Raw genomic sequence first — 10,276 nt, 5'->3', positions numbered from 1 at the left:
AACCGCACAGCAGCATACAGGTGTAGCCAATCACTCGGCCTTCCCTGCGCGATGGTCGGACGGCTTATGCCGTGCTCTCCCGGGAGCCGAGTTCGTTCTGGCCTCCCTCGCCCCGCGAATTGACGATGCCGTCCGCCCGGTTGGGCTCGCGCGCATCTCCGCGAAAGCTTGACCGTAGCAACGACGGTCAGGACCACACGGTTTTGCCGTACGCATCAGCGTCGCTCGTCCGCACGTGGCCACGGGCTCGCAGGGACTACCCGCCCTGCCCGCACCTCTCGCGCACGACGCTGCCGCGTCCACCGCAACCCGGCTCGCATATCGTGACGACGTACGATCGCCCCTCAAGGATGAGCCGGGATAGGCAACATCTACGATAAATCCGAATTTCGGTAAAGTGGAATATTTTGCCAGAGAGGATTGACAGCCTCGCAGGTGTATTGCCCGTCGGGTCGCGAGGGCTCGCAGGCCGAGTGCCTACGCGTCCTCGACGCCCGCTTCATCCGGCGTGAATTCGTACACCGACGAGCAAAATTCGCAGGTCACGACGACCTTGTCGTCCTTGACCATCGCGGCGCGGTCGTCCGGCGAAAAACTCTTCAGCATCGAGGCGACCGCCTCGCGCGAGCAGGAGCATTGCGCCTTCAAGGACAGCGGATTGAACACGCGCACGCCGCGCTCATGGAAGAGACGGTAGAGCAGCCGCTCGCCGGACAGCTCGGGATCGATCAACTCGACGTCCTCGACGGTCTCGATCAGCGAACGCGCTTCGACCCACGCGTCGTCCTCAGCGACGCTGTGCACCTCGACGCCTTCGGGCGCATCGCCGGGATGCAAATCGGCCTGCCGCGCGCGCTCCGGGGCCTTCGGCAGGAACTGCATCAGCATGCCGCCGGCGCGCCAGCGATGCTTGCCGCCGTCGTTCGAGCGCCACTCCTCGCCGACGGCGAGACGCACGCGCGTCGGGATCTGCTCGGAGCGCAGGAAATATTCGTGAGCCGCGTCCTCCAGGCTGCCGCCGTCGAGCGCGACCAGGCCCTGGTAGCGGCTCATGTCGGGGCCCTGGTCGATGGTCATGGCGAGATGACCGTGGCCCAGCAGGGCGCCGGACTGCATGCCGGAATCCCTGGCCTCGCCGAGGCGCGCGGCATCAAAGCGCGCGTACGCACGCAGGCGATCCGGCGCCATGTAGTCGACGACCAGGAACGAGACCGGACCGTCGGTCTGGGCCTGGAGGATGAAGCGGCCCTCGAATTTCAGCGCCGAGCCGAGCAGCGTGGTCAGCACGATGGCCTCGCCGAGCAGCTTGCCGACCGGCGCAGGATAATCGTGCTTGGTCAGGATCTCGTCGAGTGCCGGACCGAGCCGCACCAGGCGCCCACGCACGTCGAGTGCGTCGACCTCGTAGGGCAGCACGGCGTCATCGATCGAAACCGCCGATGGTGCGCGAACCGGGCCTTCGGGCCCGGTTTTCATGTCAGGGGATTGGGAAACCATGGCGCTTTATCTGGGGTCGGAGGAGAAAAATGGAAGGGGGTAGCGTGCGCGGGAGCCGTTTGAACCGTACCAAGCAACCTCGAAATCGCTGTCGTCCCGGACAAGCGCTTCGGTCCCGGCAACGCTATGCATTGCCATGAGCTACGCTTGTCAGGGACGACAGCGCCATGTGAGGCGACGGCAACGCGACACGCGTTCAGATCATTTCACCGCGTCGAAGCACCAGGCCAGAATGCCCTTCTGCGCATGCAGGCGGTTCTCGGCCTCGTCGAACACGACGGATTGCGGGCCGTCGATCACCTCATCCGTGACCTCCTCGCCGCGATGGGCCGGCAGGCAGTGCATGAACAGCGCGTCGGGCTTGGCCAGCGACATCAGCTTCGAATTGACCTGATAGGGCTTGAGCACGTTGTGGCGGTGCTCGCCTTCCTTGTCGCCCATCGACACCCAGGTATCGGTGACGACGCAGTCGGCCCCCTTCACGGCGGCTTCGGGATCGGTGCCGAGCACGATCGACGCGCCGGTCGCCTTGATGAAGTCGCGCATGACTTTCTTCGGCGCCAGCTCCGGCGGGGTCGCGACATTGAGCTGGAACTTGAAGCGCTCGGCGGCGTGCGCCCAGGAGGCGAGCACGTTGTTGTCGTCGCCGGTCCAGGCCACCGTCCTGCCCTCGATCGGGCCGCGATGTTCTTCGTAGGTCATGAGGTCGGCCATCACCTGGCATGGGTGCGACCGGCGCGTCAGGCCGTTGATGACGGGCACCGTCGCATATTCCGCAAGCTCCAGCAGCGCATCGTGATTGAGGATGCGAATCATGATGGCGTCGACATAGCGCGACAGCACACGCGCGGTGTCGGCGATGGTCTCGCCGCGGCCGAGCTGCATCTCGGCACCGGTGAGCATGATGGGCTCGCCGCCGAGCTGGCGCATCGCGACGTCGAACGAGACGCGGGTGCGCGTGGAGGGCCGCTCGAAGATCATCGCAAGCGTCTTGCCTTCGAGCGGCCTGACCGGCTGATGCACCTTCTGCTTCGCCTTCATGGCGGAGGAGGCGGCGAGCATGCTCTTGAGCTCCGACAACGGCAGCTCGTTGATATCGAGGAAGTGCTTCGGCGACTTGCTCATCAGCTTGCCGCCCGCTTGGTCTGACTGGACGAGATCGCGGTGCAGGCGCGCTCGAGCCGCCCGACGCTGTCCTCGATCTCGGCTTCGGTGACGATTAAAGGCGGCAGGAAACGCACGACATTGTCGCCGGCGCCGACCGTGAGCAATTTTTCGTTGCGCAAAGCTGCGACCAAATCGCCCGAGGGCACCACGGCCTTGATGCCGATCAGGAGGCCCTCGCCGCGCACTTCGCTGACGATATCGGGATGACGGTCGATCACGGAGGCGAGCTTCTGCTTGAGCAGCAGCGACATCCTCTGGACGTGATCGAAGAAGCCGGGCTTGAGCATGACGTCGAGCACGGCGTTCGCGGCCGCGATCGCGAGCGGATTGCCGCCGAAGGTCGAGCCGTGCGAGCCGGGCCCCATGCCGGAAGCCGCGTCCGCGGTCGCCAGGATCGCGCCGATCGGGAAGCCGCCGCCGAGCGCCTTGGCCAGCGACATCACGTCAGGCGTGACGCCGGTGCGCTTATAGGCGAAGAGATCGCCAGTGCGGCCCATGCCGGTCTGCACCTCGTCGAACGCGAGCAGCAGGCCTTTCTCGTCACAGAGCTGGCGCAACGCCTTGAGGAAGCCGGGAGGCGCCGAACGCACGCCACCCTCGCCCTGGATCGGCTCGATCAGGATGCCGGCGGTCTGCGGACCGATCGCCTTCTTCACGGCCTCGATGTCACCATGCGCCACCTGGTCGAAACCATCCATCGGCGGACCGAAACCTTCGAGATATTTCGCAGAACCCGTCGCGGCCAGCGTCGCCAGCGTGCGGCCGTGGAACGCGCCTTCGAAGGTGATGATGCGATAGCGTTCCGGATGCCCCTTGGAGAAGTGATGATGGCGGACCAGCTTGATCACACCTTCCAGCGCCTCGGCGCCGGAATTGCAGAAGAACACGAAGTCCGCAAAGCTCTCGTTGCAGAGGCGGTTCGCAAGCTTCTCGCCGTCCGGGCTCTGGAACAGGTTCGACATGTGCCAGAGCTTGGTCGCCTGCTCCTGCAACGCTGCGACCAGCGCGGGATGAGCATGACCGAGCGCATTCACGGCGACGCCCGAAGTGAAATCGAGATAGCGCTCGCCATTGGTCGCGATCAGCCAGCAGCCCTCGCCGCGCTCGAAGCCGAGGTCGGCCCTGGCGAAAACAGGGAGCAAATGCGGCGCGGCGCTGTTGGTCATGACGATCACTTGAATGTTGTGGACGGCCTGAATGTGCATTGCGCAACGCACCATTGACCGGTCCGGAAAACGAAACGTGCCGCCTTTTAAGGGCGGCACGCGGCACTATCTTATGCCTGGCAAGACGGGTGTCAATGCCGCCCGGAAAGCCTCGCGAAACGCAGAATCCGTAGTCTTGCGGTGCCGATTTTGCGGGTTTTTCACCACGGAACATGTGGAAGCGAGTCGGCGGACTCTTGCGCGGGAGTCACGCCATATTGTAGCGTTTGGATTGTCAGATACGACATCTCGTGCAGCGGTTCTGATCTCTAAGTCCTTATGTACCGGCGTAAACGTTCGGGCGTCATTGGCGCGCCCGGCGAGCCTTAAGGGATTCTGACGGCACGGGTTTTTAAGGCTTAGGCATTCGCTGCGAGGCCCCAGGATGGCTGGCGCGCAGCGAGGGAAAGGGTGCAATGACGGTTTTGACCTGGTCCGATGATCGCGTCGAGCAGCTGAAAAAGCTCTGGGAGGCCGGACTTTCGGCCAGCCAGATCGCGGCTGAGCTCGGCAATGTGACCCGCAATGCCGTGATCGGCAAAGTGCACAGGCTCGGCCTGTCGGGCCGCGCCAAGAGCCCATCTTCCGCAGCGCCCCGGCCGCGCAAGGCGCGTCCCGCGCAGCACATGATGCGGGTGACCCGTCCGATCTCGCGCGGCAACACCGCGCTGGCGCAGGCCTTCGAGGTCGAGGTGGAGGCTGAGCCGGTCACCTACGACAACGTGGTGCCGATGAGCCAGCGGCTGTCGCTGCTGGAGCTGAACGAGGCGACCTGCCACTGGCCGGTCGGCGATCCCTCGAGCCCGGACTTCTTCTTCTGCGGCGGCAAGGCCCTCTCCGGCCTGCCCTATTGCGCCCAGCACTCGCGCGTGGCGTATCAGCCCGCGGCGGATCGCCGGCGCGCACCGGCGAAGCCGGGGCCGCGCTGAAGCCCGGCTCCAAACGACATCGTCCCGGCCTAACTAGCTAGCGCGCAATTGCGCAGTAGGGACCGGAACGATCGAAAAATGGAAATGCGCGCCGCCCGGCGCGCTTTTTACTTGCCTGTTCGCGGCTGAACTTACGCCTGCTCCGCCTTCGCGAAACGGTCGTCCAGCGCATAGCCGGCGCCGCGGACGGTGCGGATCGGGTCCTGCTCGCGGCCGAGATTGAGCAGCTTGCGCAGGCGGCCGATATGCACGTCGACCGTGCGCTCGTCGATGTAGATGTCGCGGCCCCAGACGCTGTCGAGCAGCTGCTCGCGCGAGAACACCCGGCCCGGATGCTCCAGGAAGAACTCCAGGAGGCGATATTCGGTCGGGCCGAGGTCGATCGGCCGGCCGGAGCGCGCCACGCGGCGCTTGTCGCGATCGAGCTCGATGTCGCCATAGGCGAGCACGGTGGCGAGCCGCTCCGGGCTTGCGCGCCGCAAGAGGCCCTTCACCCGCGCCAGCAGCTCCGGCACCGAAAACGGCTTGACGATGTAATCGTCGGCGCCGGTCGCAAGACCCCGCACCCGCTCGCTCTCCTCGCCGCGCGCGGTGAGCATGATGATCGGGAGCTGCTTGGTCTCGGGCCGGGTGCGCAGCCGTCGGCACAGCTCGATGCCGGACAGACCCGGCAGCATCCAGTCGAGCACGATGAGATCGGGGATGTGCTCCTTGAGCCGGGTGTCGGCGTCGTCGCCGCGCATCACCGTCTCGACGTCATAGCCGTCGCCTTCGAGGTTGTAGCGAAGAAGCTCGGTGAGAGCTTCCTCGTCCTCAACCACCATAATGCGTGCGCCCATGGTGTCGTCGCTCCTTGCGTGATCAGGTATTCGGAACCGTCGTGGCGAAGTTCGTCATGTCGCCCTTCGGCCGCTTGTCGGTGATCGCCTGGCCCTCGATCATGTAGAACACGGTCTCGGCGATATTGGTGGCGTGGTCGCCGATGCGCTCGATATTCTTGGCGCAGAACATCAAATGGATGCAGAACGAGATGTTGCGCGGATCCTCCATCATGTAGGTGAGAAGCTCGCGGAACAGCGAGGTGCAGATGGCATCGACTTCCTCGTCGCCCTTCCACACCGCCATCGCCGCCGGCAGATCGTGCGCGGCATAGGCGTCCAGCACCGACTTGACCTGCTGCTGCACGAGGTCGGTCATGTGCTCGAGGCCGCGGAACAGCTTGAGCGGATGAAAATCCGTTTCCAGCGCCGCGACGCGCTTGCCCATGTTCTTGGCGAGGTCGCCGATACGCTCCAGATCGGTCGCGACGCGCATGGCGCCGACGATCTCGCGCAGATCGACCGCCATCGGCTGGCGGCGCGCAATGGTGAGGACGGCGCGCTCCTCGATCTTCTTCTGGAGCGCGTCGAGCTCGACGTCGATGGCGACGACGCGCTGGCCGAGCGCGACGTCGCGGCGGATCAGCGCATCGACGGAATCGACGATCATGCGCTCTGCGATTCCGCCCATCTCGGCGACCAGGCGAGTGAGCTCCTGGAGGTCGGTGTCGAAGGCCTTTGCGGTATGTTCGGAACCCATGTCCTGTCTCCTCAGCCGAACCGGCCGGTGATGTAGTCCTGCGTGCGCCGATCGGTCGGCGACGTGAATATCTTGCTGGTCTCGTCGAACTCGATCAACTCGCCGAGATACATGAAGGCGGTCTTGTCGGAGACGCGCGCCGCCTGCTGCATGTTGTGGGTGACGATCGCGATCGTGTAGTTCTCGGACAGCTCCTGGATCAGCTCCTCGACCTTGGCGGTCGAGATCGGATCGAGCGCCGAGCAGGGCTCGTCGAACAGGATCACTTCGGGCCGCACCGCGACCGTGCGGGCGATGCAGAGGCGCTGCTGCTGGCCGCCGGACAGCGACAGGCCCGACGCGTTGAGCTTGTCCTTGACCTCGTTCCAGAGCGCGCCGCCGCGCAGCGCCTTCTCGACCCGGCCGTCCATCTCGGACTTCGGGATTTTCTCGTAAAGACGGATGCCGAAAGCGATGTTCTCGTAGATCGTCATCGGGAACGGCGTCGGCTTCTGGAACACCATGCCGACGCGGGCGCGCAGCAGATTGAGGTCGAGCTTGCCGTCGAGGATGTTGGTCTGGTCGAGCATCACCTGACCGGTCGCGCGCTGGCCCGGATAGAGGTCGTACATCCGGTTGAAGATGCGCAGCAGGGTCGACTTGCCGCAGCCCGACGGGCCGATGAACGCCGTGACGCGGTTGGTGCCGAGCGTCAGGTTGATGTTCTTCAGCGCGTGGTGCTCGCCGTAATAGAAATTGAGGTTGCGCACCGTCACCTTGGGGGGAGCCTCGGGCAATGCTGCCGTCTGGGGCAGGCCACCGGCCGCGCTCATCGACGATACTGAAAGTTCACTCATTTTGCGGTCCTCTCGGCGCCAAGTATGCGCGCGCCAATGTTCAGGGCAAGCACGGTCAGGGTGATGAGCAGCGCCCCGCTCCATGCCAGCTGCTTCCAGTAGGCGTAGGGGCTCTGCACGAAGTTGTTGATGGTGACCGGCAGGTTGGCCATCGTCTTGGTCAGGTCCAGGCTGAAGAACTGGTTCGACAGCGCGGTGAACAGCAGCGGCGCGGTCTCGCCGGCGACGCGGGCGGTGGCGAGCAGCACGCCGGTGATGAGGCCGGCGCGCGCCGAACGGTAGGCGATCCGCTTGATCACCAGCGAGCGCGGCAGCCCGAGCGCCGAGGCCGCCTCGCGCAGCGCGTTCGGTACCAAGAGCAGCATGTCCTCGGTCGTGCGCAGCACCACCGGAATGACGATGACGGCGAGCGCGAGACAGCCGGCGACCGCCGAGAACCCGCGCATCGGCACCACCACGGCGCCATAGATGAACAGGCCGATGATGATCGATGGCGCCGAGAGCAGGATGTCGTTGATGAAGCGGATCACCGACGTCAGCTTGTCGTTGCGGCCGTATTCGGCGAGATAGGTGCCGGCGAACATGCCGAGCGGCGCACCGATACCGACGCCGATCACGGTCATCATCAGCGAACCGACGATGGCGTTGAGCAGGCCGCCCTCGTTGGATCCGGGCGGCGGCGTGTTCTCGGTGAACAGCTGAACATTCAGGCCCGCAAGGCCGTTGTACAGCAGCGTGATCAGGATCAGCGCGAGCCAGGTGACGCCGAAGGCGGCAGCCGCGAAGCAAAGACCGCGGATGATGAGGTCCTTGCGGCGGCGACGTGCATAGATCGGGTTCATCGCGTTAGTTCCCCGCCTTCTTTTCCAGCCGCATCAGCATCAGCCGCGCCGCGGCCAGCACGAAGAACGTCAGTACGAACAGCAAGAGGCCGAGCAGGATCAGGCCGGACTGGTGCAGACCGTCGCTTTCGGCGAATTCGGATGCGATCGCCGCCGAGATCGTGGTGCCCGGCGCGAAGATCGACCCCGAGATGCGGAACGAATTGCCGATGATGAAGGTCACCGCCATGGTCTCGCCCAGCGCGCGTCCGAGCGCCAGCATGACGCCGCCGATGACGCCGACGCGGGTGTAGGGGATCACCACGCTGCGGACGACTTCCCAGGTGGTGCAGCCGACGCCGTAGGCGGCCTCTTTCAGCACCGGCGGCACCGTCTTGAACACGTCGACCGAGATCGAGGTGATGAAGGGCAGCACCATGATCGCGAGGATCAGCGCCGCGTTGAACAGGCTGAGATAGGACGGCGGTCCCGCGAAGATTGTGCCCAGCACGGGGATGCCGTCGAAGATCTTGATCATGAAGGGCTGGAAGGTGTTGGCCAGGAACGGGCCCAGCACGAAGAAGCCCCACATGCCGTAGATGATCGAGGGAATGCCGGCGAGCAGCTCGATCGCCATGCCGATCGGGCGGCGCAGCCATTGCGGGCAGAGCTCGGTCAGGAAGATCGCAATGCCGATACCGACCGGAATGGCGATCAGCATCGCGATGAAGGAGGTGACGAGCGTGCCGTACATCGGCCCGAGCGCGCCGAGCACGGGCGGATCGGCCGACGGTGCCCAGCGCTGCGTCCACAGGAACGAGAGGCCGAACTCCTTCATCGCCGGGAAGGCGCCGACGACCAGCGACATGATGATGCCGCCGAGGATCAGCAGCACCGAGATCGCGCTCAGCCGGGTGATCCAGTAGAAGGTGACATCGCCGAGCTTGAACGCGCTCAACGCCTTGGCGCGATCATACGGTCCGGCGGCATCAACTACATTGCTCTCGACAGCCATCTCAGCCACGCCGATCCCCTGTGCCCGTTTTATATACGCTTATTGTCGGTCTTGCGCTCCGGATGCGGCGCAAAGCCGATCCGGAGCGGACGTCTTGCAGATCCCGGCACTGCGTCCGGGACCAGAGCACTCAGCTCTTGATGTCGGCGGACCAGGTCTTCTCGATCAGCTTCACAACGCTGTCGGGCATCGGAATGTAGTCGAGCTCCTCAGCCATCTTGTCGCCGTTCTTGAACGCCCAGGTGAAGAACTTGAGGGCCTCCTTCGCGGCCGCCTTGTCGGTCGCATCCTTGTGCATGAGGATGAAGGTCGCCGCGGTGATCGGCCAGGACTTGTCGCCGGGCTGGTCGGTCAGGATGACGTAATAGCCGGGAGCCTTGGCCCAGTCGGCGTTGGAGGCGGCCGCCTGGAAGGCCTCGGTGGTCGGCTCGACGGTCTTGCCGCCCTTGTTGACCATCTTGGTGTAGGTCAGCTTGTTCTGCTTGGCATAGGCATACTCGACGTAGCCGATCGAGTTCTTGGTCTGGCCGATATTCCCGGAGACGCCCTCGTTGCCCTTGGCGCCGACGCCGACCGGCCACTCGACCGCGGTGCCCTCGCCCACCTTGCTCTTCCAGTCCGGGCTGACCTTGGAGAGGTAGTTGGTGAAGTTGAAGGTCGTGCCCGAACCGTCCGAGCGGCGGACCACGGTAATCGCGTCCGAAGGCAGCTTCACATTGGGATTGAGCTTCTTGATCGCGGCGTCGTCCCACTTGGTGATCTTGCCGAGATAGATGCTGGCCAGCGTCTCGCCGTCGAACACCATCTCACCCGGCTTCACGCCCTCGAGGTTGACGACGGGAACGATCGAGCCCATCACCATCGGCCACTGGACGAGGCCATCCTTCTCGAGCTGCTCGGCCTTGAGCGGCATGTCGGTCGCGCCGAAGGTCACGGTCTTGGCCTGGATCTGCTTGATGCCGCCGCCGGAACCGATCGACTGGTAGTTCAGACCGTTGCCGGTCTCCTTCTTGTAGGCGTCAGCCCATTTGGAATAGATCGGGAACGGGAAGGTCGCCCCGGCACCGGTGATATCGGCAGCAAAGGCCACCGTCGTCGATGCGGCGACCAAGCCGGCAGCGACGATCGTTTTGATGAAATTCATGCTGGTCTCCATACAGGGGAGCGAAGCGCCATCAGCGCCCGATCGCGCTCCCCGTGCCGTCCCTTTAGGAGCGGTCGGCTGTGC

At 64.6% G+C, this 10,276-nt stretch carries 10 protein-coding genes; 1 reads left to right on the top strand and 9 read right to left on the bottom strand.

Annotation, left to right across the window (positions count from 1 at the left end; genetic code table 11):
• Positions 1-477: 477 nt before the first annotated feature.
• From NR187_RS31270 to NR187_RS31260, 3 genes are all read right to left on the bottom strand, one after another.
• Positions 478-1,497 carry an Hsp33 family molecular chaperone gene (locus tag NR187_RS31270; RefSeq protein WP_256808934.1) on the bottom strand — a complete coding sequence of 340 codons (1,020 nt, stop codon included), beginning with the start codon at positions 1,495-1,497 and terminating at the stop codon, positions 478-480.
• 201 nt (positions 1,498-1,698) lie between these two features.
• The gene (argF, locus tag NR187_RS31265; protein WP_256808933.1) at positions 1,699-2,622 is read right to left on the bottom strand and encodes an ornithine carbamoyltransferase; all 924 of its coding nucleotides are present in this window, start codon (positions 2,620-2,622) and stop codon (positions 1,699-1,701) included.
• A complete protein-coding gene (locus NR187_RS31260; RefSeq protein WP_256808932.1) occupies positions 2,622-3,830 on the bottom strand; it encodes an aspartate aminotransferase family protein in 1,209 nt (402 codons plus the stop codon). The genes argF and NR187_RS31260 overlap by 1 nt, the downstream gene beginning before the upstream one ends.
• A gap of 455 nt (positions 3,831-4,285) precedes the next feature.
• Here NR187_RS31260 and NR187_RS31255 point away from each other — a divergent pair, with 455 nt between their 5' ends.
• Positions 4,286-4,798, top strand: coding sequence for a GcrA family cell cycle regulator (locus NR187_RS31255; RefSeq protein ID WP_211384160.1), 513 nt, complete (start codon positions 4,286-4,288; stop codon positions 4,796-4,798).
• Between the two features lie 131 nt (positions 4,799-4,929).
• Here NR187_RS31255 and phoB read toward each other — a convergent pair whose 3' ends face one another.
• From phoB to pstS, 6 genes are all read right to left on the bottom strand, one after another.
• Positions 4,930-5,637: a phosphate regulon transcriptional regulator PhoB gene (gene phoB, locus NR187_RS31250; protein WP_014491300.1), complete on the bottom strand. Its 708-nt coding sequence runs from the start codon at positions 5,635-5,637 to the stop codon at positions 4,930-4,932.
• A 22-nt stretch (positions 5,638-5,659) separates the two neighbouring features.
• On the bottom strand, positions 5,660-6,376 hold the full coding sequence (gene phoU / locus NR187_RS31245) for a phosphate signaling complex protein PhoU (protein ID WP_211384159.1): 717 nt from the start codon (positions 6,374-6,376) through the stop codon (positions 5,660-5,662).
• Between the two features lie 11 nt (positions 6,377-6,387).
• A complete protein-coding gene (gene pstB / locus NR187_RS31240; protein WP_211384158.1) occupies positions 6,388-7,212 on the bottom strand; it encodes a phosphate ABC transporter ATP-binding protein PstB in 825 nt (274 codons plus the stop codon).
• Positions 7,209-8,054 (bottom strand): phosphate ABC transporter permease PstA, encoded by an 846-nt coding sequence (gene pstA, locus NR187_RS31235; protein ID WP_211384157.1) that lies wholly within the window; start codon positions 8,052-8,054, stop codon positions 7,209-7,211. Before pstA ends, pstB begins: the two co-directional genes overlap by 4 nt.
• 4 nt (positions 8,055-8,058) lie before the next feature.
• A complete protein-coding gene (gene pstC / locus NR187_RS31230; protein ID WP_211384221.1) occupies positions 8,059-9,048 on the bottom strand; it encodes a phosphate ABC transporter permease subunit PstC in 990 nt (329 codons plus the stop codon).
• Between the two features lie 130 nt (positions 9,049-9,178).
• Entirely contained in the window at positions 9,179-10,192 is a 1,014-nt protein-coding gene (gene pstS / locus NR187_RS31225; protein WP_211384156.1) for a phosphate ABC transporter substrate-binding protein PstS, read from the bottom strand.
• Between the last annotated feature and the right edge of the window lie 84 nt (positions 10,193-10,276).

It is taken from the genome of Bradyrhizobium sp. Bra64 (assembly GCF_024519875.1).
Classification (GTDB): Bacteria; Pseudomonadota; Alphaproteobacteria; order Rhizobiales; family Xanthobacteraceae; genus Bradyrhizobium; species Bradyrhizobium japonicum_G.
Note: the sequence above shows the minus strand (reverse complement) of the source record. Positions and strands in the feature narration are given on the sequence as shown.